18 protein-coding genes are annotated in these 24532 nt (G+C 58.1%); 15 read left to right on the plus strand and 3 right to left on the minus strand.

The window, feature by feature from the left end; translation table 11 throughout:
* Nucleotides 1-222 precede the first annotated feature (222 nt).
* Both ACEN9A_RS15985 and ACEN9A_RS15990 read left to right on the plus strand, forming a co-directional pair.
* The gene (locus ACEN9A_RS15985; RefSeq protein ID WP_258668568.1) at nt 223-5046 is read left to right on the plus strand and encodes a M35 family metallopeptidase; all 4824 of its coding nucleotides are present in this window, start codon (nt 223-225) and stop codon (nt 5044-5046) included.
* A 98-nt stretch (nt 5047-5144) separates the two neighbouring features.
* Entirely contained in the window at nt 5145-6146 is a 1002-nt protein-coding gene (locus ACEN9A_RS15990) for a FecR family protein (protein WP_258668570.1), read from the plus strand.
* Nucleotides 6147-6201: 55 nt separating this feature from the next.
* On the opposite strand, the gene pvdQ is transcribed toward ACEN9A_RS15990, so the two are convergent.
* A complete protein-coding gene (gene pvdQ, locus ACEN9A_RS15995) occupies nt 6202-8547 on the minus strand; it encodes a bifunctional acylase PvdQ (RefSeq protein ID WP_258668572.1) in 2346 nt (781 codons plus the stop codon).
* Between the two features lie 234 nt (nt 8548-8781).
* Here pvdQ and ACEN9A_RS16000 point away from each other — a divergent pair, with 234 nt between their 5' ends.
* On the plus strand, nt 8782-9183 hold the full coding sequence (locus tag ACEN9A_RS16000; protein WP_018926106.1) for a hypothetical protein: 402 nt from the start codon (nt 8782-8784) through the stop codon (nt 9181-9183).
* Here the strand turns inward: ACEN9A_RS16000 and ACEN9A_RS16005 are convergent.
* Nucleotides 9173-9361 (minus strand): hypothetical protein, encoded by a 189-nt coding sequence (locus ACEN9A_RS16005; RefSeq protein WP_018926107.1) that lies wholly within the window; start codon nt 9359-9361, stop codon nt 9173-9175. The two genes, ACEN9A_RS16000 and ACEN9A_RS16005, sit on opposite strands and share 11 nt — an antisense overlap.
* A gap of 157 nt (nt 9362-9518) precedes the next feature.
* Here ACEN9A_RS16005 and ACEN9A_RS16010 point away from each other — a divergent pair, with 157 nt between their 5' ends.
* The 6 genes from ACEN9A_RS16010 to ACEN9A_RS16035 all read left to right on the plus strand — a co-directional run bounded on the left by ACEN9A_RS16010 (nt 9519) and on the right by ACEN9A_RS16035 (nt 17110).
* The gene (locus ACEN9A_RS16010; protein WP_258668574.1) at nt 9519-9656 is read left to right on the plus strand and encodes a hypothetical protein; all 138 of its coding nucleotides are present in this window, start codon (nt 9519-9521) and stop codon (nt 9654-9656) included.
* A gap of 296 nt (nt 9657-9952) precedes the next feature.
* The gene (locus tag ACEN9A_RS16015; RefSeq protein WP_258668577.1) at nt 9953-11194 is read left to right on the plus strand and encodes an MFS transporter; all 1242 of its coding nucleotides are present in this window, start codon (nt 9953-9955) and stop codon (nt 11192-11194) included.
* Nucleotides 11195-11215: 21 nt separating this feature from the next.
* Nucleotides 11216-12346: a LuxE/PaaK family acyltransferase gene (locus ACEN9A_RS16020; protein WP_258668578.1), complete on the plus strand. Its 1131-nt coding sequence runs from the start codon at nt 11216-11218 to the stop codon at nt 12344-12346.
* A gap of 1 nt (nt 12347) precedes the next feature.
* Nucleotides 12348-14750, plus strand: a complete 2403-nt coding sequence (locus ACEN9A_RS16025) for an aldehyde dehydrogenase family protein (protein ID WP_258668580.1) — start codon at nt 12348-12350, stop codon at nt 14748-14750.
* A gap of 39 nt (nt 14751-14789) precedes the next feature.
* The gene (locus ACEN9A_RS16030; RefSeq protein ID WP_258668581.1) at nt 14790-16079 is read left to right on the plus strand and encodes a phenylacetate--CoA ligase family protein; all 1290 of its coding nucleotides are present in this window, start codon (nt 14790-14792) and stop codon (nt 16077-16079) included.
* Nucleotides 16079-17110: a GNAT family N-acetyltransferase gene (locus tag ACEN9A_RS16035; protein ID WP_258668583.1), complete on the plus strand. Its 1032-nt coding sequence runs from the start codon at nt 16079-16081 to the stop codon at nt 17108-17110. The genes ACEN9A_RS16030 and ACEN9A_RS16035 overlap by 1 nt, the downstream gene beginning before the upstream one ends.
* On the opposite strand, the gene ACEN9A_RS16040 is transcribed toward ACEN9A_RS16035, so the two are convergent.
* Entirely contained in the window at nt 17031-17957 is a 927-nt protein-coding gene (locus ACEN9A_RS16040) for a LysR family transcriptional regulator (protein ID WP_258668584.1), read from the minus strand. The genes ACEN9A_RS16035 and ACEN9A_RS16040 overlap by 80 nt on opposite strands.
* Before the next feature lie 115 nt (nt 17958-18072).
* Between ACEN9A_RS16040 and ACEN9A_RS16045 the strand changes: the two genes are divergently transcribed.
* The 6 genes from ACEN9A_RS16045 to glgA all read left to right on the plus strand — a co-directional run bounded on the left by ACEN9A_RS16045 (nt 18073) and on the right by glgA (nt 24532).
* On the plus strand, nt 18073-19068 hold the full coding sequence (locus ACEN9A_RS16045; protein ID WP_258668585.1) for an aldo/keto reductase: 996 nt from the start codon (nt 18073-18075) through the stop codon (nt 19066-19068).
* A gap of 145 nt (nt 19069-19213) precedes the next feature.
* Nucleotides 19214-19660, plus strand: a complete 447-nt coding sequence (locus ACEN9A_RS16050) for a DUF411 domain-containing protein (RefSeq protein WP_258668586.1) — start codon at nt 19214-19216, stop codon at nt 19658-19660.
* Entirely contained in the window at nt 19660-20094 is a 435-nt protein-coding gene (locus tag ACEN9A_RS16055) for a YqaA family protein (protein WP_138867644.1), read from the plus strand. Before ACEN9A_RS16050 ends, ACEN9A_RS16055 begins: the two co-directional genes overlap by 1 nt.
* Before the next feature lie 270 nt (nt 20095-20364).
* Nucleotides 20365-21408, plus strand: coding sequence for an alpha/beta fold hydrolase (locus ACEN9A_RS16060; protein WP_018926118.1), 1044 nt, complete (start codon nt 20365-20367; stop codon nt 21406-21408).
* Between the two features lie 13 nt (nt 21409-21421).
* A complete protein-coding gene (locus ACEN9A_RS16065) occupies nt 21422-22375 on the plus strand; it encodes a D-2-hydroxyacid dehydrogenase family protein (RefSeq protein WP_258668590.1) in 954 nt (317 codons plus the stop codon).
* A gap of 570 nt (nt 22376-22945) precedes the next feature.
* Entirely contained in the window at nt 22946-24532 is a 1587-nt protein-coding gene (gene glgA, locus ACEN9A_RS16070; protein WP_258668592.1) for a glycogen synthase GlgA, read from the plus strand.

Below are 24532 nucleotides of genomic sequence, written 5' to 3' on the forward strand. Positions count from 1 at the left end.
CTCCGGTTTTATTATTGGGTATGGGCAACAGGTCAAGCGAGGTTACTGGGCAACCGAAAAAGTCGTCGATTAAGCGCTGTTTTACCGGCGTCCTGTCAAGCCTGCGACAAAGAATCAGCTCAAGCAATATGTACCGCACCCGGGCTTTCCGTTGGCCCTACTGTTTTCCCTCGACCCAACAACTTGCGATTGCCAGCGATCGCAGCCGATCGAGGAAAAACCATGACTACTCCAGCACTGCCGTATTTTTTCGACGAGGCAGAACGTGCATCCAATGCCAAACAACCCGGTGATCGCGAGAAAGCGCTGAACTTCACCCTTGATGACCTGAAATGGTTAAAGGGCGTTTACCTCCCGACCCAGGTAGCGCGCAAGAAACACAGCAAACCTATGCACGTCGACCGATTGCTTCTAAGCCAGACCGGCGCGGCCGACATTCCACTGGCCGGTGCCTTTGCCATAAGCCGGCCCAATGACGGCGAGGTAACGCTCTACACACCCTGGAAAGGTCTGATCAAATTCGCCGACATGGACGACGCGAAAAGCAAACTCAAGGAGTGGCTGGTGCAGGACACCGGAAAGCGAGAATTACTGCGCTACCTCTCAATCGAACAACGCACCGCTGTGCTGGCCGCCGCCGCGCCAGACATCACCATACAAGCCATCGAAGGGGCGGTATTTCAGGATCAGGAGGCCCTCCTCGAACGCAATGGGGCACACAACATCCAGGCGATGATGGGCGAGCTGATAAAGACTCCGACCCTGCAGGCGATGCTCGATGAAACCCTCAAAATTGCCTTGGCCAGGTCCTTCCCTGGATTGGATCAGCGCCACACGCGAGTAGAGAGTTTTATCAACACCGTTTCGGCCTTCGACAATACCGAATATAGCCATAAGACGTCCGCGCTACCGCTGGACGCCGCCCTCCTGCAGTATTACCTGACCAATCAATGGCCCGTTGGCGACTACCGGATCTTTTCCAACCCCCGACACGGCGTGAGCAGCGACGCCGATAACCAGGCATGGGAAAGTGCAATCACGGAAATCGCGCAAAGTTTTACACCACACCTGCAAAGCCTGCTCGAGACGTTCTGGAACATGCCCATGAATGGCGGACGATCACGCGCCGAGTTTTTAACCGAGTGCATGCGCGACACCTATCACGTGAATCTGTTGCTCAAATGCCAGCAAGGTGTTTTGTCCGTGCAGCAATACCTGCGCCTTATGAACATCAGCCTCACGCCCACCCCGGGCGCTTCTCTGCGTATCGAAAAAGTGCGCGTCACCGCCCCCTACAAGCACTATGCAGAACTGGCCTCGACCTTGATGATCGGCGGTGACGATACTCTCGGTTTTTTGTACAGCCAATCCCGAGGCATCGAAGCCACGAGCGACCTGCCCGCCATCAAGAGCATCGTGTTGCGCATGCTGAAAAGCGAAGGGCATGAAGACACGCTGCTCAATTTCATGTCGCTGGATGAGCGCGGCACGTTTCTTGACCTGAAACCCCACGATCCAGTGATTATCGGTGAACCGATTGTCGGTCCGGTGTTTGAACAACTGATGGCAGACGTGCTTGCCAAACAATTGCAAAACCTGAGCTACGCCTTGAGCCGGTACCGTGAAAGCGAAGGCACGCTCAACCTCCACGCCCTGCTCGACAAGGCGTTGGATGTTCGAGGCCTGATCGACGATCGGCTGCTGGTCCCCGACGCCGCCGGGCGCTGGAGCACCCAAGCAGACCAGCGCTGGAGCGCGCAACCGGCCACCGTGCGCGCCGAGTCGGCTAAAGAACAGCTGAGCCTGCTCTCCACGGTCGAACAGGCGCTCGAACAACGTCTTGAAAACCACCCCGCCATTCCCGCCGCAACCCGCACGGTCGCTGAGGCGCAACGTATCGTCGGTTCATCGCTGGAAGGCTTGCAATCAAGCTTCACCCATACCCTGTCGACGGCGCTGCGCAGCGAACTCAAACTGCGAACCGTCGCCCATACGTTAGGTGCAACGGAACAGGCGATCATCAAAACGGTGCTCGATACCCCGGTGCGCCTGCAACGCGCTGCACTTAACGGCTTTCTGCCCGACGTGTTCTCTCTGGCGCTTAAGGTGGGCGACTCCGCCGACTTGTTGAAACTGGCCAGTTGTTTTGTGCTGACTGAACGAGGCGGACTGGACCCGATACATTCGGGCAAGGCCATTGTATGGACCCCGGCGCTTGGCTTCGAAGCATTCCCGTCACTCAAACCCTTGCTGACCGAACTAGAAAGACGCCTGCAAGACGAAGATGAACGTAGCACGCTGCTGGAAAACCTCGGACGCGGCCAGCGATTGCCCAGGCAGAGAGTGAACCTGGCACCGCTGCAACAGGTACACGGCAATTTCTTCGATCATGTACAAAGGCCCAATGTCCACCTCGACCTGACGTCCATCGAGGATGCACTGAAGACACCGCTTTCCGTTACGAACCTATCCAGACTGCTGAACCTGGTGGCACTTCGCGAACCGAAGACGGGGTTACAACGTGCAACGGACATCGCCCGGTCCCTGACAACCCAGCAAATGCTTCCGGCATGGCTGGCAAAGGCCTCTATCGCAGACCAGGTGCTGCACGGCGAGCTGCTTCAGCAATATCTGAATAACGCCACCGATGACAAGGACTACCTGAGCGGCATTCGCACGTTGGCGCGCACGGCACACCATGAATTGCAGAAGCAACTCAAGGCAGACGCCTTCGACATTGACCCAGACAATGTCGAGATACACATCCGCCCACGTCCGACATCTGGGGCAGTGATACAAACCCTTACCGAGTTTGCGTTGACCCACATTAAGGATCTGGAACAAGCCGCCTTCAAGCTGGTGTCGCTTAATGCCACCGCCATTCCTGACGACATGGACCAGAGTTACATCAAAGACCTGATACGTAACCTGAAGCTGGGCGAGCATCAGCAAGCGATATTGAACACTGCGTTTGCCGATACACACGTCAGCGCGGCGGATCGCAGAAAGCGGTTCGCCACGCAATTGCCCTGGCAATTGATGCACTACGCCCATTCGGAAAAACTGCAGGAGCGTCTGGGCGAGACCGGGTTTGATCTGATCCGGCAAGTCATGGACATGCCCGACGCCATCGCCCGTGCCGCAGTCGACGGCGCAAAGGCGATCATCCGCCCACTTGAGTTCGTCGGTATCAGGAGCGGGCAGACCATCAAAGTGCCAGGCCTCTATTTGATCGGCTCAACGTCGGACAACGCAGGGCCACAGGTCCTTATAGCGCCCTATAGTCCTCGGCATGGCGTGAAAGAATATGAAAATGAACGACAACTGGTGACCGAAATGAAGACCCGGGGCGCGCTGCACGACTGGGTACTCAAGAATCTGCCGCAGCCTGATCGGATCCTGGTGGAAAACCGGATGGCGCACACCAATCATCGCCTCAACGAAGTCACCCTGGCGTCCAGTCCGATCAAGGGAAACCTGTTCAGGCACTTGTTCAACGACAATGCTGCGTTACTCGCCCGTTTACTAGGGTGTCAGTCGGACAACCATGCTCAAGGCGAATGGGCAACCATCAAGCATGTATTGGGTGAGGACTCGCATCAGGCTTTTACGCTTTTCATGGGCAAACTCGCGTATCCGATCACGGTATGGCGTAGTTACCGGGACATCAAGCAGTCCGCCGAAGACCTGCAAACGCACAAGTGGGGCGCCGCGATAAAGGCGTTCATCAGCGGCATCGCGCAACTCGCCACCTTGCGTCAATCAATGGAAAACCAGACGCCCCCATCTTCGGCCGTGAATGAACCGCCCCCCGCAACACCCGACACCCGGTTCAAATGGAAAGACGTCGACATCACCGCTCCCGAACGCACTCACTTGCAGCGTTATGAGAGTCCCGATGTCGACCTGGGCTCGTTGACGCCGAACCCGACGCTTGGGCTTTACACCCATCCGACGACAAAAAAACACTATGGACCGGTTGAAGGCAAAGTGTATCCACTCAAAAAACGGGGCGCGCGTTGGTGCATCGGTGGCGACGATGCCCATGGTCCCGATCTTCGCCAGAACACCTCCAGACAATGGGTGCTGGATTTGAAAGCGCTGGCTCCGCGCTACAGCATGCTCAACCGATTGGAGACAGCTCTTGCAGTAAGGGGAGGCATGAATGTCGAAGCCGATGGAATGGCAGAAATCCGCATGCTGTTTCCCGTCAGGGCTCGAGTGATCGACGAAAGTCTTGACCAGGCGACCACGTATGCCTGGAACGCTTTTCGCAACCTGCAACTACTCAGAACCTCGGGTAACAAGGACACTCCTGTACATCAGCTCATTATGGAGTTTCTCGATGTACCGACAGTGCTGCCCGAGCATATGACGATGCTCGAAAAAGTCGTCGGCGATATTTTTGGTGCTTTGCTGGATCCCACACTCAGGGATGCCAAGTCCAGGCGGTTTGTGGTCGGGAGAACCCATGAAGAAAGGGAAAGTACTTTCGCCTTCACGATTCCTACGGACCTCCAGCGGAAAGTCTACCTGGCAGAGAAATTCTTTCTCCCGCAGCTAGACCATTACCGCAATTATATGTCTGATGCATCCTTCCCCATCCGGCCTCATGCCCGCGCTTCCACCTTGATCCACGAACTGTCGCACATTGTGTGCGACACAGAAGACCTTGGTTATCTCGACGCCTCCAGACCTTTTGCCGACTTGATAGAAACGTCGAGCGCCCGGGCCAGGCAGCTCAAAAAAGCATTGACTGATGTTCAGCGGACCGCCTTATCGAGCAAGTCACCCTTGAATCAGCTGTTCAGGCTCGAGAATGCTGATTCCGGGCTATGGGAAGATTTTGGCAGTACCACTTACGAGAATACTGATCGGATGCTGGAACATGTTTTGAAATTAACGGGTGAACAGACTCTGGACGATGCCCGCAAGCGCTTCATGAGGGACTCGACGACCAGACTGGCTGTGCAACTCGGCAATGCTGATAGCGTGTCCTGGTTAATCGGTCAGTTAGGGCGCCAATTGCACACCAGCACTCCTTGAACCATAAAAATAAGCGCCACTTTGATGGGGAAATGCCATGACGGTTGTTCTCGCAGGCTTCCCCTCAAGGTTAGAATGCAGGAAATCAGGATGAGTCAATGACCGACCACTCTCTCTCCCAAGCCCAATACGACGCCATCACCGATGCCGCTGCGCACTGGTGCATGCGTCTGCATGCCACCGACTGCACGGCCGAGGAACGCCTGGCGTTCGAGCAATGGCGTGATGCTCATCCGCTGCACGCCTTCGAGTACGAAGCCATGCTGGAGATCTGGGATGTTGCGGGGGATTTGCCTCGTCCCGAATCCGCCACACCGGCTGTTCGGCTCAAACCGGCAACGCCCTGGCGCACCTTCGGCATCGCCGCCACCGTCTGCGCCCTGGCGCTGCCCCTGGCGGCGTATACCGGATGGAACCTGGGGTGGCTGCCCAATGCCTACCAGCATTTCGAGGCGACCGATAATGTTCGTCAGGTCACGCTGGGCGACGGCAGCCAGGTGGAGCTGAACCTGGGCAGTGAACTGACGTTCAGCAATTACAAGGATCAACGACGTGTCACGCTGAAAAAAGGCGAAGCCTTCTTCAGCGTCAGCCACGATGCCCAGCACCCGTTCATTGTCAGGGCGGGCGACGGCAGGATTCGCGTCACCGGCACCCAATTCAACGTCTGGATGTATGAAGACCAGGTCCGCGTGAACCTGATCGAGGGTTCCGTGCTGGTGACCAGCAACGATACCCTGCCCGGCGACGGTCTACGTCTGGAACCTGCGATGCAGGCGCGTTACAGACACGGTGACTTCACCCCGCAAGTCAGCCAGACCTATGCCAACGACCAGTCGCTGGCCTGGCGCAGCGGCAAACTGGTGCTTGATAACCTGGCGCTGACCGATGCCCTGCCCCTGATCAATCGTTATCTGAACAAACCGGTGATGCTCGCGGACCACAGCGCTGGTTCGATTCGCCTCGGCGGTATCTACAACATCAAAGAGCTCAACAGCCTGGTGGCTTCGTTGCCCAAGGTGCTGCCGGTCTACCTGACCCGCAACCAGGACGGCAATCCGGTCCTCAACTCGATGCCACAACAAGCCCCAAAAAGCTGAAGGCCGCCACCCTTGCGGGGTGCGGCCTTCACTTTTCATTTAAACGCTGTTGCTGTTACTGCGCGACGATCTTCCCCACCTTTTCATCCTGCTCGCGGATCGTCTGAGCCTGGTACTGCGGATCAGCCGTGATCTGCTGCTCAGTGAACGGCAACACACTCAACTGTTTCTTCGAAAAGGCCTGTGTCTGGTCTCGGGAATACTTCGACGCCGGGTCACTGGACAACGAGAATGCCAGCAAACCCTGGGCCTGCGGCCCTTTGTCATCGAACGTCACCACCTGCAAATAGCTGGTGCCACTGACAACTTCGCGCTTGCCGTCGGTTCTCGGCACACTTTGAATAGCGTTATACACACCCAGCGTGCCCGGCCCGCCGTGGATCGGCGTTTGCTGCCCGCCACTGCTGGCCACCTGGATATCTCCCCAGCGGCTGTCGGCCTTCAGGCCAAGGGTCTCGACCTTCTCTACCGAAGCCAGCATCGCCGCTCGAACCGCTTTGGCGACTTCCGGCCGTTCGGTTGCCAGGCCACTCGGGGTGTGTTGCGGGTCCTTCGGATCGAACGCCACACGCCAGAAGTCAGGGGTTTGCTGCAACGCCAGCATGACGTTCTGAAAATGCACAAAGCCCAGCCCACTGTCCAGATTCACTCGGTGATCCCAAGCCTTGAGACTCGCACACAAGGGCGTCAGCGTCGACGCATCGGTGCCGAGGTCCGCGGCACAGAATTGCAGCAGGTCCGGCATCACCAGGGCCGCCTGATACACCTGATCGTCCATCACCATGCGTTGCAGATCCGCCGCAGCGACAGGACCGGCCTTGTTCAAGCTGCCCAGACGCTCCAGTGCGAAGCGCGAACGCAGCCCCAATGGCTGGCTATCCTGACTGATCAACGGCGAGAAACCGGTAAGCGGTTGTGCCGGGTTGGCCATCCAGGCCGAATCGTTGGAGTGCTGCACAAAATCCTTACGCAGCAGTTGCGGCAATTTGTCTGCCGCATAAATACCTTTTTGCGCGGCGTGCGGGTCGATGTCCCAGGCACAAGCACTGTTGGAGCCGTCGAGCAGGACCATCTGTAGTCCCGCTCGCGGATCGCTGCACTTGGCCAACTTCTCGGCACTGACGTTCGGCACCACTGACAGGTTCATGTAAAGCGTCTGCCCCTGATCGTCCACCGCCAGGGTGTTGACCCACGGGATCCCCTGAATCTTGTGCACCGAAGCCTGTAAATCCTTGAGGCTGGCGGCACGATTCATCGCGTACCACTGCTGCAAGACCCGGTCGTTATCCAGGTTGGCATCGCGCAGGCTGTAGGCAAACTGATTATTCCAGTCCAGTTTTCCGGGCCATTGCACAATCGGCCCGAACACCGAGCTATAGACCACATGGGAAATCTGCCGGGTCTGGCCATCGGGTTGCTTCACGCTGACTGCCAGCGTCTGCTTTTTCATCGGCAAGGACTTGCCATCGAGCAGGTAGCGGGTAGGCTCCTTCGGATCGAGTTGCAGGCGATACAAGGTGAAGTGCTTGGACGAATCCACGGTGTGGGTCCATGCCAGATGCTGATTGAACCCGATGTTAATCATCGGCAGACCGGGCAACGCGGCGCCCATCACGTCCAGTTTGCCGGGAATGGTCAGGTGCATCTGATAGAAACGCATCCCGCCCGCCCAAGGAAAATGCGGATTGGCCAGCAGCATCCCGCGACCGTTGAACGAACGCTCACTGCCAACCGCAACGGCATTGCTGCCACGATCCAGAACGAAGCGTTGCATGCGTGAGGCCGCCAACTGGAACGACGCCGGGTCGCCTGCCGCATGAGCAACGGATTTAGGCGGAGTCGCGCCGGCCAGTGCTTCGGCAAACTGGCCCACGCCGCCTTCGACCAACAATCGACGAGTCAACTTGACCAGGTCCCGGGCGGTAATTGCGCGCACCCATTCGCCCTGGCAGTGCTGCGGTAAACCTTGCGCTCGACGCTCTGTCAGCGAACGGTTGTAACCCGCCGCATAGCCTTCAATGAGCTCACGTACTTCAGGAGTTTGCGCCTGCCAGAAACCGGCGACAGCCTCGGGGGTGTTCAGCCAGTTGAAAAACAGATCGCTGGCCAGGTTGCCGCGCTCCTCGAGCGTCACCTGCTCCGGGCCAAAATACCGCGAACGCTCGCCATTGACGGTGACGATCTCATTGGCCAGCAAGCACAAGTTATCTTGAGCGTAGGCATAGCCAATGCCATAGCCGAGCCCGCGCTCGTTTTCGGCGCGGATATGCGGTACGCCGAAACTGGTTCGACGGATGTCGGCCGTCGCCTGCTCTGGCTGACTGCGCGCGTTTGCCGCAAGGCTCAGCCCCAGAAACACACCCGCCAGGCTCAACCTGGTTAACTGCCTGGAAATAATCACGCTCGCTCCTGATCGAAAAGACGTATGACACGCAATGCGCCTTCCAGAAAAACGAAGCAAACACCAAAAAAATTAGGTCTTTGAGGGCATCCCCAATGCTCTTCTCACAGAGCGCTGACGTCGCGGCGACAAATTTTCTACATGCAGGTCTTCATTATTTCCCGGCTCGTTCGTCTTATTGATCAAGAGCACCCATCACATTTTCATGATCAGGCTCTGGAAAGGAGTTTTTGCATGTACAACCCGCAACTGCCAACGGATGGTAGCCATGCATCAAAGGGCAGCGCCATGAGCTCCGGTGCTTGCAATCAACAGACCGAACGCCAGGGCAACGAACGGATCAGGTTTTTGCTCAAATGCTTTGGCCTGCGGACCAGCCTGATTCGCCTGAAAGTCATCGACGCCTTGCTAAGCGCCGCCGAAGGCGACCGCAGCCTGGGTGTGCGCGGTGTGCACAGTCATTTGCTGGACCTGGACATTCCCCTGTCCTTTCTCAGTGTCCGCGAAGTGTTGAAACGCCTGTGCAGTGAAGGCGTGATCACGCTCAATCCAGACAAAAGCTACAGCCTGCATCCACAGGCCGTAGCCGTCCTTCATGGTGAGCAATCAGGCCAGCAGGCGTCGCTCAAGGCTTGACCTTGCGACGCATCACGCCATTGATCACCACCACGACCACCGCCACGCCAATGGCGATGTACTGGAACAGCTTCTCGCTGATGAACCCTGCGTTCTGCAGCCAGGAAAGGCCGAACATGATCCCCAGTACCACCAGGGAAATCAGAATCGAGTATTTCAAACGTTGCGACTGGGTCATTACGGGTTCCTGAACCAAAAAATGTATCCGGTTTGTATCCGATTGCATACCAAACCCCTACAGTTCTGTGTGAATGAGAGGCTGCAAACGGGGTCTCATGTTACAGCCGATGAAGAGTTTTGACTTCATTGCGGCGATAACCATGAGGATTTTTGAAATGCTCCGTCGAATCACACGGCTGATTCCACTGCTCGCCCTCCTGACCCTGAGTGGCTGCATCATTCTTCCTAATAACGGCTGGCATGGCGGCCACCATTACGACCGTGGCGGACCGGGCTACTATCAACATCGATGATCTAAAACAGCTGACATAAACGACGAATATTCAGCCAATCGTTCGTAAGAAAATAATCATTCTTTGGCCCACTGAATAAATGCCCGCTCTCTAGCGGGCATTTTTCGTACATGACTGTTCCAATCAGTCTGTCAGCCAAATCCACCTTTTTTTGCGTGCTCCCACACCTCGAAATATAGCGAAAACCATTGAAGCTTTAAGTCTCAATCGTGAGTTTGAGCTGTTCGGGATCAATGTCTACTCTCGGAACATCACAAATAAATCCGCCGTCCAACTTCGAGTAAAACAGGGATGCCATGCTCAAGCCGTTAATCAATATCAGCCCCCATCATTTGTTTGGCTTTTGCCTTGCAATCACTCTTTTCGAACTACTGACTTATATGGGCAGCGACATGATCATGCCGGCCATGTTGACCGTAACCGATCAACTGGGTGCCGGCCCGAGCCACGTTCCATATGCCTTCAATCTTTATTTGATTGGCGGCATTCTTCTGCAATGGCTTATAGGTCCGCTGTCTGATCACTACGGTCGCCGCCGGCTGTTGCTGCTCGGTTGTGCCGGGTTCGCCCTGGCCTGTGCCGCTGCGTTCTACGCGCAGAGCATTGTTGCCTTCAACGGCTTGCGTCTGATTCAGGGTATGGGGCTGGGATTTGTCATTGCAGTCAGTTATCCAGCCCTGCAAGAAGTTTTCTGCGAAACCGACGCGGTAAAAATCATGGCGTTGCTGGGGAACGTTGCGCTGCTCTCCCCGCTGCTCGGCCCCCTGCTCGGCAGCCTGGTACTGGAATGGCTTTCCTGGCGGGAGATGTTTTTAGTGTTGGGTGTCGGCGGCGCGACGGTCTGGCTCGGGCTTTACCTGTTCATGCCGGAAACCGTGGGCACTGTGCGCCAGGACGGTCAACAATTGGCCGCAGTGCCCTTTGAATGGAACGGCACTATGCGCCGATACGCCGCGTTGCTCACCAACACACAATTCCTGAGCGCTACCGTCGCCCTGGGACTAATGAGCCTGCCGTTGATTGCCTGGATCGGCTTGGCGCCAATCTTGCTGATCCAGAGCCAGGGACTTTCTCCTCTGCAGTATGGCCTGTGGCAAATCCCGGTATTTGCGGCCGTCATTCTTGGCAATCTGATACTCAACCGATTGATTGCCAGCACTGAACTGCCCCAACTGATTCGATATGCGCTCTGGCCATTTTGCGGCGGGCTCATTGCATTGATCACCATAACGCTCACCGGTGCTTCAACGGTGCTGTTGGTCAGTTGCCTATCGCTTTACGCCATCGGTCTTGGCATGAGCAATGCCGCGCTGTACCGGCTCGCCCTGTTCTCCAGCGATGACAGCAAAGGCCTGGTCTCGGCCATGACCGGCATGATCTCCATCGCCGTCATGGGTGGCGGCGGCTCGATTATCGCCGCACTGGGTGCCGGTGACAGCCTTGAAGCTTTCGCCCTGATGGCCGGTCTCACGGGACTCTTGTGCCTGGCGCCCTTGCGACTGTTTCTGCGCCGCTCTCATATCACGCTTGCCGTCTGACACCACCCCACAGGTCTTTTGATGATCCATCTACCTCACACCGATGCGCTTTGCGCGTTAACGCAACCCTATTGCCTGGAATCCATGCCAGAAGGCCTGTTCGATCAGGCAATGGGTGAAATCAGCCTGTTTCATTGTCATCACACGCCCGGATACGAACGCTGGCTGAACGCAAACGGGCTTGATGCAAATACTCTGGAGACACTGGATGACTGGTCGAGGCTGCCGCCGATTTTCGCCAATTACTTCAAACGTCATTTGCTGCTCGGCCCCACAGGCGAAGATGCGCTGGAGCTGACATCCTCCGGCACCAGCGGCCAGAAGAGTCGCATGCGCTACGACCAGCGCAGCATGACTGCGGCACAAGGCATGGTGAGCCATATATTCAGGCATTACGGCTGGGATACCCCGGACATCCCCTGCAATTACCTGCTCCTGAGCTATGAACCCGAAGCGGCCATCACGTTGGGTACGGCCTACACCGATCAGTTTCTTTGCAGCTATGCCCCCGTCAACCGAGTCGTTTACGGCTTGCGCCTGACCGGAAAAGGCCACGAATTCGACCTTTTCGGTGTGATTCGTGCCTTGCAGGAGTTTGCCGAGGAAGGATTACCCGTTCGCATTATCGGTTTTCCGGCATTCCTTTCCCATGCACTGCAACACATGGAAGACACCAGCGTGGCCGACTTGCAGTTGCCTGCCCAGTCGCTGGTGTTTCTGGGAGGCGGCTGGAAAACCCAGGCCGCGCAGGAAATCCCCCTGCATCAGCTATATGCCCGAGTCAACCGGCAATTGAGTATCGACCTGTCCCGCTGTCGGGACGGCTACGGCGCCGTAGAGCATGCCGTGCCCTATATCCAGTGTGCCCACCATCGTTTCCATGTACCGATCTACTCGAAGGTTTTCATGCGCAACCCATCCGACTTCACTGTCCAGCCCTACGGCCAGCGCGGCTTGCTGGAGTTCGTTTCGCCCTACATTTCGTCCAGCCCCGCTCATGCGGTGGTCATGAGTGATCTGGCGACATTGCACCCCGGCTCCAGTTGCGGATGCGGCCTGACGACCGATTGGTTCGAACTGCATGGACGTGCCGGCACCACCGCCAGTCGCAGCTGTGCCATGGCCGCTTCAGAACTGATCGGGGGGGCTTGATATGTACCTGATCAATGGCCAGTTGCGTGATGACGTCACCCCGCAAAGCGCCCTGCAACTCCTTCAAAAGTCATTGCCGCGACTGCTTTGCGCACCGATCGATAGCGAGACCGTCATCGAGTCCGCCGCTCGCTTTGCGACGCAGTTGCAAACTCGTAGCCTGGATCTGTCCCTCGACGACGATCAATATCAAGGGCTGATCGATTTCTGCCAACACAGCAACTTGAGCACCAAGCTTGAGCGGGAACTGGGCCAGCTACCGCGTTCGCTACGACGCATCGACTACCGGCAGCCCTGCTTCGAAAGCTGGCACCCGTTGGGGCTGGTGGTGCATATCACCCCGGGCAATGCGCCGATGCTGGCGTTCTGCGCGATCCTCGAAAGCCTGCTGGCCGGCAACATCAATTGGCTTCGCCCCAGCTCCAGCGATCAGGGTTTGACCGCACAGTTGCTCGCCGCCCTTGTGCGGTGCGACACCAGCGGCAGACTGGCCGAATTCGTAGCGGTTCTGCCGGTGAAGACCTCGTGCATCGCTCAACTCTGCGCCAAGGCCGATGGAGTGTCCGCCTGGGGCGGGGAAACGGCGCTTAAATCGATCCGTCAGCAGATCCCGTCCGGCTGTCGCTGGATCGATTGGGGACACAAAATCAGCTTCGCCTATCTCTCACCTGACGCGGCGACCTCTTCGGCGCTCGATGCGTTGGTGGATGAAGTCTGTCGACTGGATCAGCAGGCGTGCTCCAGCCCTCAATGGGTGCTGGTGGACAGCAACGATCCGGCCGTCTTGCAGAACCTCGGAGATCGACTGGCCGAAGCCTTCATCCGTCGCGCCCCACACTGGCCAGCGTTAACGCCGACAGATCAGGAAGCATCGGAAATCACTACCCGCACCGCCATGGTGCAGCTGGATCAATGTTTCAAAAACCAGACCGGCCAAGTGTGGAGCGGCCTCGGATGGCGTGTCATCTGGGAGCACCATCAGACCCTTGCGCCGTCACCACTGTTTCGTACGATTCTGCTCAAACCGGTTCCGCAGCATCTGCTCACCGAGACACTGCAGCCCTGGCGCAACTTCCTGCAAAGCTGCGCGTTGATGTGCCACCCGGCAAAAACGCCTGAGATCGTTCGAACATTAGTCAATGCCGGCGTCAGCCGCATTGCGCCTTGCGAGTCGATCCATGACGGCTACACCGGTGAGCCCCACGATGGCCTCTACGCGCTGTCGCGTCTGAGTCGCCGCCTCTCGGTGAGTTTGCCCCCGCATGTGTCGACGGGCCGTGCGACGCTCGACCCGATTCCGCCCGCCCCTGACACATCTAATGACCCGATCATGGACAAATGCACTTTTATGGCCCAGCCAATCGGGTCCGCAGCACAGCTGTACTTCCGTTCCGGCGGAAGCAGCGGGACGCCGGCGTTGGCTGGATTCAGCTATCAAGACTTTCAACGACAAATGCGCGCCGCAGCCGATGGCATGTTCTGCGTCGGCCTCGATCCGTCCCTGGACCGGGTGATGAACCTGTTCTACGGCGGCAACCTTTATGGTGGTTTTTTCAGTTTTTCCAACATTCTTGAACAGATGGGTGTTGTGCATTTGCCCATGGGGGCTCCCCAGGACGATGACTTCAGCGAAATCGCCCGACTGATCGTGGAGCAGCGTGTCACCGTGCTGATCGGCATGCCCAGTACGCTGCATCGCCTGTTTCTCAAAGAGCAGGCCCGACTTCGCGCTTATGCCGGTATCGGCAAAGTATTCCTTGGCGGCGAACATCCGGGAGAAGCCAGTCGGCGCCTGATGGAAAGTTGTGGGGTGTCGACGATTCGCTCCGCCATGTATGGCTCCGTCGATGCCGGCCCCCTGGGGCATGCCTGCCGGGCAATGGCGGACGGCGTATTCCATTTGATGAGCGAAACCCAGCATCTGGAAATCGTTCAGCTCGAACAGGATGTGCCGGTACAGACCAATGAGATCGGCCGGCTGCTGTTTACGTCCCGCGCCCGGCAAGGTCAGCACGTGCGCCGATATGACATCGGCGACACCGGCCGCTGGATACCCGGAGCCTGCCCTTGCGGGCTGGAGACGCCACGATTCGAACTGCTGCAGCGGCACGGCAAGCTGGTGCGCATTGGCACGGAATTCGTTGCGCCTGCAGCGCTGGAACTCAGTGTGGGATCCCCCATTCAAGTGGTCCTGGACCACACCGCCGACGGGATCGAGCGAATGCACGTTCTCGCTGATGCAGACGCCACCTGGGTCCACGAAAAACTGCTGACCCACGAAGCCTTGGCGAATGCGGTGCGCGCTGAACTTTTAATTGTGGAGGTGACGACATGCGCTGAACAAGCATTCACCCGAAACAAACACAGTGGCAAAACACCGTTAATTATCGATCAACGAAAATAAAAAAGTCGACGCAAGACGCTCACTATAAAAGAGAACGCCGTGAAGCCAACTTACTCGCTTGAACAACTTGTACCTTATATAAGACAACACTCCGACTTCTACCGTAAACATCTGGAACACTTGCCCGCGAACAGGCTTACTTTAAAAGATCTGCCATTAACCAATGTGGCCGACTATTGGTCCGGTAGCAACGACTTGAGTCATTGGTCAGTCCTGACCGGAGATGTCGATGACGCACTGGTATTTAAAACCGGCGGCTCGACCAGCCAGGGCAAACTTGCGGTTTACTCCTCCGAGGAATGGCAAACTTTGGTCAGCACGTTCGGCGCCAGCCTCTCAGTTCAACTGAACAACGGCGACCGGGTGGCCAACCTGTTTTTTTCAGGGGATCTCTACGCCAGCTTTCTGTTTATCCACGACTCCCTGGCCCATGTCGGGAGACCTATCTGTGAATTTCCGTTTACCGGAAGCGTCGAGCTCGACGTACTGGCGGATGCCATCGCACGACATCGGATCAATGTTCTGGCTGGAGTGCCGGCACAGTTACTGCGATTCGCGGCCTACCTGGCGCAACATCAGCGTGTCTTGTGCGGGGTCGAGACGCTGCTGTATGGCGGTGAAAGCCTGTTTGCTCCGCAGTTGGCAATTCTCGCAGAAGTGTTCCCCAACGCACGCATTGCCTCTATTGGCTATGCCAGCGTAGACGCCGGACTCATTGGTGCCAGCGATCGCGACTGTGCATTGGGCGAGCATCGGGTATTCGAACCACAAACCTTGCTGGAAATCATCGATGAACACACTGGTGAAGTGATTGAAGAATGCGATCGCATCGGGTTGTTGGTACTGACCAACCTTACACGCCAGCTCATGCCGCTGCTGCGTTACCCGGTAGGAGACCGTGCTTGTTGGCGTGAACCGACCGCAACCCCGATGCGTAAATTCGCCCTCAAGGGCCGCAGTGCCCATAGTCAACGTATACGAGTAGGTGTGCTGTCGCTGTTTACCGAAGAAATACACGAGATCGTTCAACGTGCAGCACGCACAGAGCAATGGCAATTGCTGATCGAGCAGACCGGTCACAAAGATCTGTTGAGCGTGAGGTGGGTGCCTGAACCTCACTTGCAAACCGTCGAACCGGATCGCCGTGCACTGCGTGAGGCGCTGCTTGCCCACTACCCCGCCATCGACGAGCTAAGCCGCGAGGGTCTGCTGGAATTGCGGGTGCTGACCTGCACAACCACAGAGCTGAAGCTTCACCCTCGCTCAGGCAAACAACTCAGGGTGGTGGATTTGCGAGTGTATGACACTCCCTCGCTGGGGTCTGTGTGATGACCCGGTTGATATTTCGCGCCTACCGCCCCTCCGACGCAGGTGCCGTGAGCCAACTGTTTCGAGAGGTCTACGGCGATCATTACGTTCAGCCGGATGTCTACCTGCCGAATATGATCAGTCAACACCACGCCGCGGGGCGCTGGCAATCGATGCTGGCCGTGGGCGACGCACGCGTTCTGGGGCATGCCGCATTGTGTCGCGACACGCTTTCGAATACCGCGGAACTGGCGCTCAGCGTGGTGCATCCCACCGCACAGGGACAAAGTATCGCAACCCGCCTGGGCCGCGAGTTATTGAGGCAGTCAGGTTCTCTGGGGCTCACGAGCGTCTCGATCAAGCAAGTGACCCACCATCCCTACACTCAACGCATGGCAGAAAAGATCGGTTTTCACAGCACTGGATTGCTTCCCGACTATGTCCCTTCGCCATTCGCAGAACCACTCCCTGAAACCATCGTAATGGGGTGTCGCATGGTCGAAGGACACGAGCGCCCGCTCCCCGACATCCCCTGGCCTGAACGCTACCGGGCGTTCATGAAGCACCTGTGCTCGGTGTTCGGAACCCGGCGGGATATGGCGTCACGGTCCGAGATGCCTTTGCAAATAAAGCAACACCAGCATCGGTTCGATATCGTCATTGCGCGCTTGAACAGACACTTGCTCCAACAGCTCTGGCAACTGCCCAGGCAGTGGATGATCTGCGCCAGACTCGAACTGTCCCGGCACTTCACACAAGACTTGCGAAGCTTTTCGGCGCTGGGCTTCGCCTTCACCGGCCTGATGCCCGCGCCGGGTGGCAATGGCTGGTTCGCCCTGTTTCATCGAGGTGTCCAGTCTCGGTCACTCAACCTGAACAGCGCACACATGCAACAGTTGCATGACGATTTACAGCAGAACGCCAACGCCACGATAGGCCACCGCTGCACCGACGTCCCCATCGGTGGCCCGCTTAGCAGCGTGAGTCTTCTCTGTAAAAACCATTATCCGAATGAGCGCAAAGCTCCACCAGCCAGTCGACAAACACCCTAACCCGCCGGGACAACTGGCGGTGAGGAGGATAGAGCGCCGTCAGCGGCATACCCGGTGGCGGCACATCCCTCAGGACCTCGATCAACCGTCCCTCCTTCAATTGACGGGCAACGTGATAATACGGAGCCTGGACCAAGCCATATCCCGCCTCACACGCCGCCAGATAGCCATCGGAGCTGTTGACCGCGACGTGCTTGGGCAGGTCGATCAACCGCAACTGCCCATCGACGACAAACTCCAGTCCGTAGCGTTTGCCTGTGCTATTGGAAAAGTACTCCACCATCTGATGCCCCTTCAGATCCTCCAGACACCGTGGAGTCCCGCAACGCTGCAAGTATTCGGGACTCGCACACGTGACCTGATCCAGTGTGGCCAGCGGCCGCGCCACCAGTGAGTCGTCCAGGGCCGAGCCGCCCCGCAACACGCAATCGACACCTTCGCGGATCAGATCCACAGTCCGGTCATTCAAACCGATTTCCAGCTCGATCAAGGGATAGCGTGCAGTGAATTGCGGCAATGCCGGGATCACCATCAGACGCCCCACTCCCGCCGGCATATCCACTCGCAACAGGCCTTTGGGGTTGTGGCGAGCAGCGGAAAACACGGCTTCGGTTTCCTCCAGATCGGCCAGCAACTGCACGCAACGCGGGTAATAGGCTGCGCCATCGAGCGTCAGGCTGATTTGCCGGGTGGTGCGTTGCAGCAGTTGCACGCCCAGATGGGCCTCAAGTTGCTTGATCAGAATGGTCACGGAGGCACGCGGCAATTGCAGGCTGTCCGCCGCCTTGGCGAAGCCACCCAGCTCGACGATTCGCGTGAATACACGCATGGCGTTTAAACGATCCATGGTCAGGACTCGATGATTATTTAGAAATTACGAACAGTGATAGCACTTTTAGCCGGTTTATCTTCGTTCTGTCGAGATCGACACTAAGCGCCTACATCCACAGGGAGTTCATTTCATGCAAACACGTCAACTGGGCAAGAACGGACCACAGGTGTCAGCCATCGGTCTGGGCTGCATGGGCATGACCGATTTCTACACCACCGGCGTGGACACCCGCGAAGCCACGGCAACGCTGCATCGTGCGCTGGAGTTGGGGATCAACCTGCTCGACACGGCAGACATGTACGGCCCACACACCAACGAAGAGCTGATCGGCAAGGCGATTGTCGGCAAGCGTGACCAAGTGTTCCTGGCCAGCAAGTTCGGCATTGTCCGCGACCCGTCCAACCCCGGCGCGCGTGGCGTCAACGGTCGCCCGGAATACATTCGCGAAGCGATCGACGGCACCCTCAAGCGCCTGGGCGTGGAAACCCTGGATTTGTATTACCAGCACCGCATCGATCCGCAGGTGGCCATCGAGGAAACCGTCGGCGCCATGGCCGAACTGGTGAAGGCCGGCAAGGTGCGTTACCTGGGATTGAGTGAGGCCTCGGTCGACACACTGGAGCGAGCGAACAAGGTTCATCCGATCAGCGCCCTGCAAAGTGAATATTCGCTGTGGAGCCGCGATCAGGAAGAGAACGGTTGCCTGGTCGCATGCCAGCGCCTGGGCGTGGCCTTTGTACCTTATAGTCCGTTGGGCCGGGGCTTTTTGACCGGGGCACTGAAAAGCCCGGATGACTTCGCTGCAGACGACTACCGTCGCTTCAGCCCGCGTTTCCAAGGGGAAAACTTTGCCAAAAACCTGTTGCTGGTGCAGCAGGTACAAACGCTGGCCGCCGACAAAGGCGTGACAGCCGGCCAATTGGCCTTAGCCTGGGTCTTGGCTCAAGGGGATTACCTGATCCCGATTCCGGGCACCAAACAGCGTAAATACCTGGAGGAAAATGTGGCCGCGCTGGAGGTGAAACTGAGCCGCGAAGAGTTGCAGGCCCTTGAAGCGATATTCCCGGCCAATGCCACGGCAGGCCTGCGTTATCCGGAGGAAGTCATGAAGTTGCTCGACCGGTAGCTGCTGGCGAAGCGTGCGTTCGGCTGTGTGAGCGGCCGAACGCTGCGCAGCTGTTCTGTATTACTTAGAAACAATCCCCTGTCTCCTTGTCAGGTAAATTGGTCAAAATGCATCTTTTTTGGCCGCAACCCGAGACGAGACTCCCATGCGAACCCACCTGCGTCTGGCCGCCCTGAGCGCCCTCTTCATCTCTTCCCTGACCCAGGCCGCCGACCTGATCCCGATCGAAGTTCACCGCGACGCCAATTGCGGCTGCTGCAAAAAATGGGTCAGCCATCTGGAAGCCAACGGCTTCAAGGTCGAAGACCACGTTGAAACCGACATGAGCCAGTTCAAGCAACAACACGGCGTGCCGCCTCGCCTGGCGTCGTGCCACACCGCTTTGATCAACGGCAAATTTGTCGAAGGCCATGTGCCGGCCGACCAAGTTCTGGCCTTGAGCAAGCGTGACGATCTGTTGGGAGTTGCCGCCCCCGGTATGCCGATGGGTTCGCCCGGGATGGAAATGGACGGCATGAGCGACGCCTATCAGGTGATCGGCCTGCAAAAGGACGGCACTGACGTGGTGGTGGCGGACTACCCCGCCCATTGATGTTCGGTGCCTACATCGGGTTGTTTCTCGCGGCGTTCGGCGCCGCGAGCCTGCTGCCCTTGCAGTCCGAAGCGGTGCTGGTGGGGTTGTTGCTCAGCGACCGGTATTGGCTCTGGTCGCTGTTGGCAGTGGCAACGCTGGGCAACGTGCTGGGGTCGCTGCTGAACTGGTGGCTGGGGCGCGGCATCGAGCGGTTTCGCGAGCGGCGCTGGTTTCCGGTCAGCCCTCGTCATCTTCAACAAGCCCAAATACATTATCTGCGCTACGGTCATTGGTCCTTGCTGCTGAGTTGGGTACCGATCATCGGCGACCCGCTGACGCTGGTGGCCGGCGTCATGCGCGAACCGCTGGGGCGTTTCCTGATGATCGTGACCCTCGCCAAGGGTGCCCGCTATGGCGTACTGGCAATGGCCACGTTGGGCTGGATGGGTTGAACGAAAGGCCCCGTGTATCGGCGTTCGCCGTAGCAGCTGCCGAGCCTGCGAGGCTGCGTTCGGCGGCGAAGCCTTCGTGAATCCGGCTGACGCAGTTTGCCTGATGCACTGAAAGCTCTGGTTTGACGACTGCTACGCAGCCGAACGCAGCCTCGCAGGCTCGGCAGCTGCTACAAAAAGAGTGCATCGCGAGGGGAATGGCTTGACTGCGTTTAATGTCACCCTAATCACGCCAATCCAGCATCGGCGGATTTCCTGTGGAGTTTCCCCATGTCGCCCATCCTTTCCCGCTGGTTACCCGGCCTGCTGCTAACGGCGGCACTGCCGGTTCTCGTTTATGCCCAGAACCAGGCCCAGGCCGAAACACCAGAATACGGCCTGGAACTCCAGGGCTTTGACTACCCCTACACGGTCAAGCATTTCGCCTTTCAATCCCAGGGCAAATCCCTGCAAATGGGCTACATGGACGTTGCCGCCCAAGGCAAGGCCAACGGCCGCAGCGTGGTGTTGATGCATGGCAAGAATTTCTGCGCAGCCACCTGGGACAGCTCGATCAAGGCACTGAGCGAGGCCGGTTACCGGGTCATCGCCCCGGACCAGATCGGCTTCTGCACCTCCAGTAAACCGGACCACTATCAGTACAGTTTCCAGCAACTGGCGAGCAACACTCAGCAACTGCTCAAAGCCCTCGGCATACAAAAGGCGACCCTGCTCGGCCACTCCACCGGCGGCATGCTCGCCACCCGCTATGCGCTGCAATACCCCGATCAGGTCGAACAACTGGCGCTGGTCAACCCCATCGGCCTGGAAGACTGGAAAGCCCTCGGCGTGCCATATCGCTCGGTCGATCAATGGTATGAGCGCGAGCTGAAAGTGACCGCGCAAGGTATTCATGACTACCAACGCACCACCTATTACGACGGCCGCTGGAAGCCCGAGTTTGACCGCTGGGTGAACATGTACGCAGGCCTGGCCAAAGGACCGGGCAAAACAGCGGTGGCGTGGAACTCGGCGCTGATTTACGACATGATCTTCAACCAGCCGGTGTACTACGAGTTCAAGGACCTGAAAGTGCCGACCCTGCTGTTGATCGGCACCTCCGACACCACAGCCATCAACAAAGACATCGCACCGCCCGAGGTCAAGGCGAAAATCGGTCATTACGATGTACTCGGCAAGCAAGTGGCGAAGCTGGTCCCCCAGTCGACACTGATTGAATTCCCGGGTCTGGGCCACGCGCCGCAGATGGAGGAGCCGGCGAAGTTTCATCAGGCGTTGCTCGGCTGGCTGAACAAAACCAATCCCGTTCGTTGATGAGGTAAGGCTGATGGCGGTGCAGATTGCGGTGATCGATGACTGGCAGGACGTAGCGCGCGACGTGGTGGACTGGTCAGTGCTGGACAGCATCGGCCAGGTGAGTTTTATCCATGACTACCCGGCCGATAACGAAACCCTGGCCGAGCGCTTGGGCGCATTCGAGGTGATCTGTGTGATGCGCGAGCGCACCCGGTTCGACGAAGACCTGCTGCGCCGCTTGCCCACCCTCAAACTGTTGGTCACCGGCGGCATGCGCAACGCCGCCCTGGACCTGAAGGCCGCCGCCGCGCTGGGCATCCAGGTCTGCGGCACCGACAGCTACAAACATGCCGCGCCAGAACTGACCTGGGCACTGATCATGGCCGCGACCCGCAACCTGGTGGCCGAAGCCAACGCCTTGCGCGCGGGCTTTTGGCAGCAAGGCCTGGGTGGCGACTTGCAGGGCAAGACGCTGGCGATCCTCGGCCTGGGCAGTATCGGTCAACGGGTTGCCCAATTCGGCCAGGTGTTCGGCATGCGCGTCATTGCGTGGAGCGAAAACCTCACCAGTGAACGGGCCGCCGAAGTCGGCGTGACCTATGTCAGCAAGCAGGAACTGTTCGAACAGGCTGATGTGCTGTCGGTCCATCTGGTGCTCAGCGAGCGCAGCCGAGGGCTGGTGGACGCTCAGGCGCTGGACTGGATGAAGCCCACGGCATGGCTGGTCAATACTGCGCGCGGGCCGATTGTCGATGAAGCGGCGCTGATCAAGGCCCTGCAGAAACAACGTCTGGCGGGTGCTGCGCTGGATGTGTTCGAGCACGAGCCGTTGCCCCGCCATCACCCGTTCAGAACCCTGGACAATGTGTTGGCCACACCCCATATCGGGTACGTCAGCCGACAGAACTATCAGCTGTTCTTTTCGCAGATGATCGTGGACATTCAGGCTTGGGCGGCCGGGGCGCCGATTCGGTTGCTGGGCTGAGACGGCATTATCGTTCTTCGCGGGCAAGCCGCGCCCCCACATGTGAAATGCATTCCCCTGTGAGAGCGCGGCCTGCCCGCGAAGAGTCCCTCAAATCCACCACACCCTCCTGAATCCTGCGCACCGCAATGGTGCAATCCCTATTCCATCGTGCCCAACTATCGTGACTTACTGGTCCCGATTTGACCCACTCCAAAAAACAAACCTGCCCTTCGTCGGTGCGTTCCCCCATAAAGCCCGTGTGTTTTGTACCCTCCTCCAACCGATTGTCGAACAATTTGTCCGGTTGACCACCCCGCTCTAGGTTCTGGCCTAGACTGTTTTCGGGGAATAAAACCGACTGGTCATTCGGTGAAATAAATAGAAACTTTTGGTGCTGGCTTCAGGTCAGCTGAAAGGTAGGGCACAGCGACTGGTGCATTCCTTGCAACAGCCACTCCACCCATTGAGCTTCAGCGCATGGGCAGCACTTGCTCACCGATGCGTAGCGCGTTTGCGCCCGGCCACAGGAATTGGCCAACACCGTTTGTGCCAGGCCTGGAATCAGATCAACAACACGGGGAGATGCATATGATCAGTACGGCGTTAGATGTTCAGGGAGAACGTGCTCTTCAGCAGGTCGGCGAAGCCAACACCGTGGGAGCCCTTACCGCCAAATCGGTCAGCGTCCCGGTCACCAAGGCGTTGGCACCGGTAGTCCGTCAGAATCCCAACAAGAAGAAAGTGTTGTTCGTTACCTCGGAGATTGCCGATCTGGTGAAGACCGGTGGCCTGGGCGACGTTTCCGCCGCGCTGCCGCGAGCCATGGCTCACCTGCACGATGTCCGGGTGTTGATCCCCGGTTACCCGCAAGTGCTGAACAGCGAAAATCCGATTCATATCATCGGTGAACTGGGCGGGCACGCCGCGTTGCCGCCCTGCAAGATCGGGCGCATGGACATGCCTGACGGCCTGGTCATTTACGTGTTGATCTGCCCTGAACTGTATGAGCGCGAAGGTTCACCCTACGGCGCCAACAACGGCCGTGACTGGCCAGACAACCATATTCGTTTCGCCCGCCTGGGCCTTGCGGCCGCCGATATCGCCGCCAACCTCGCACAAATTCACTGGTGCCCGGATCTGGTGCACGCCCACGATTGGCCCGCCGGCCTGGCCCCTGCCTATATGCACTGGCGTGGCCAACGCACCCCGACCCTGTTCACCATCCACAATCTGGCGTACCAGGGCGTCACCAGCCTCGGTTCGTGCCCGGAACTCGGTATTCCCGTGCACGCCTTGCAGCAAGAAGGCATGGAGTTTTACGGCAAGATGTCGTTCCTCAAGGCCGGCATGGCCTACTCGAGTCACATCACCACCGTCAGCGCCACCTATGCCCAGGAAATCACCACGCCGGCCTTCGGCTGCGGCCTCGACGGTTTTCTCGCCGCCAAGACCCAGCAAGGTCTGCTCAGCGGGATTCCCAATGGCATCGATGAAAGCTGGGACGCAGCCACCGATCCGCACCTGTTCTGCCCGTTCGGCATCGGCGACTGGGACGGTAAAGCAGTCAACGCGGCGCACGTTCGCCGGTTGTTCGGCCTGAATGATTGCGAAGGCCCGCTGTTCGCCGTGGTCTCGCGACTTGTCTACCAGAAAGGCCTGGACCTGACCGAAGCGGTGGCCGAATACATTGTCGCCAACGGCGGGCAGATCGCGATTATCGGCCGTGGCGAACCGGAAGAAGAACAAGCCATGCGTGAGCTGGCGTTGCGCTTCCCCGGGCAAATCGGCGTGCACATCGGCTTCAATGAAACCGACGCCCGCCGGATGTTTGCCGGCAGTGATTTCCTGCTGATGCCTTCGCGTTACGAACCTTGCGGCCTGAGCCAGATGTACGCCCAGCGCTTCGGTTCATTGCCGGTGGCGCGCAATACCGGCGGCCTGGCCGACACCATTGAAAACGGCGTGACCGGTTTTCTTTTCGACGAATCCACCGTGGAGAGCTATCGCGAAGCCCTGAGCCGCGCGTTCAAGGTGTTCGCCTTCCCCGGCCTGCTCAACGCCATGCGTTGCCGGGCCATGGCGGCGCCTTTCAACTGGTGCAAGGCGGTCGAACCCTACGCCGAACTCTACGAACAACTGGTGGCTAAAGCGCTGGGTAAATCGGGCAAACAGTAA

The sequence above is a fragment of the Pseudomonas sp. Pseusp18 genome (genome assembly GCF_059506005.1).

Excerpts from the sequence above, each read along its gene's own strand:
- ACEN9A_RS16000 (WP_018926106.1), top strand. The coding sequence starts at position 8,782 with ATGTACAACCCGCAACTGCCAACGGATGGTAGCCATGCATCAAAGGGC.
- ACEN9A_RS16060 (WP_018926118.1), top strand. The coding sequence starts at position 20,365 with ATGTCGCCCATCCTTTCCCGCTGGTTACCCGGCCTGCTGCTAACGGCG.
- ACEN9A_RS16055 (WP_138867644.1), top strand. The coding sequence starts at position 19,660 with ATGTTCGGTGCCTACATCGGGTTGTTTCTCGCGGCGTTCGGCGCCGCG.
- ACEN9A_RS16045 (WP_258668585.1), top strand. The coding sequence starts at position 18,073 with ATGCAAACACGTCAACTGGGCAAGAACGGACCACAGGTGTCAGCCATC.
- glgA (WP_258668592.1), top strand. The coding sequence starts at position 22,946 with ATGATCAGTACGGCGTTAGATGTTCAGGGAGAACGTGCTCTTCAGCAG.
- ACEN9A_RS16065 (WP_258668590.1), top strand. The coding sequence starts at position 21,422 with ATGGCGGTGCAGATTGCGGTGATCGATGACTGGCAGGACGTAGCGCGC.
- ACEN9A_RS15990 (WP_258668570.1), top strand. The coding sequence starts at position 5,145 with ATGACCGACCACTCTCTCTCCCAAGCCCAATACGACGCCATCACCGAT.
- ACEN9A_RS16040 (WP_258668584.1), bottom strand. The coding sequence starts at position 17,957 with ATGGATCGTTTAAACGCCATGCGTGTATTCACGCGAATCGTCGAGCTG.
- ACEN9A_RS16020 (WP_258668578.1), top strand. The coding sequence starts at position 11,216 with ATGATCCATCTACCTCACACCGATGCGCTTTGCGCGTTAACGCAACCC.
- ACEN9A_RS15985 (WP_258668568.1), top strand. The coding sequence starts at position 223 with ATGACTACTCCAGCACTGCCGTATTTTTTCGACGAGGCAGAACGTGCA.
- ACEN9A_RS16015 (WP_258668577.1), top strand. The coding sequence starts at position 9,953 with ATGCTCAAGCCGTTAATCAATATCAGCCCCCATCATTTGTTTGGCTTT.
- ACEN9A_RS16010 (WP_258668574.1), top strand. The coding sequence starts at position 9,519 with ATGCTCCGTCGAATCACACGGCTGATTCCACTGCTCGCCCTCCTGACC.
- ACEN9A_RS16005 (WP_018926107.1), bottom strand. The coding sequence starts at position 9,361 with ATGACCCAGTCGCAACGTTTGAAATACTCGATTCTGATTTCCCTGGTG.
- ACEN9A_RS16035 (WP_258668583.1), top strand. The coding sequence starts at position 16,079 with ATGACCCGGTTGATATTTCGCGCCTACCGCCCCTCCGACGCAGGTGCC.
- ACEN9A_RS16050 (WP_258668586.1), top strand. The coding sequence starts at position 19,214 with ATGCGAACCCACCTGCGTCTGGCCGCCCTGAGCGCCCTCTTCATCTCT.
- ACEN9A_RS16025 (WP_258668580.1), top strand. The coding sequence starts at position 12,348 with ATGTACCTGATCAATGGCCAGTTGCGTGATGACGTCACCCCGCAAAGC.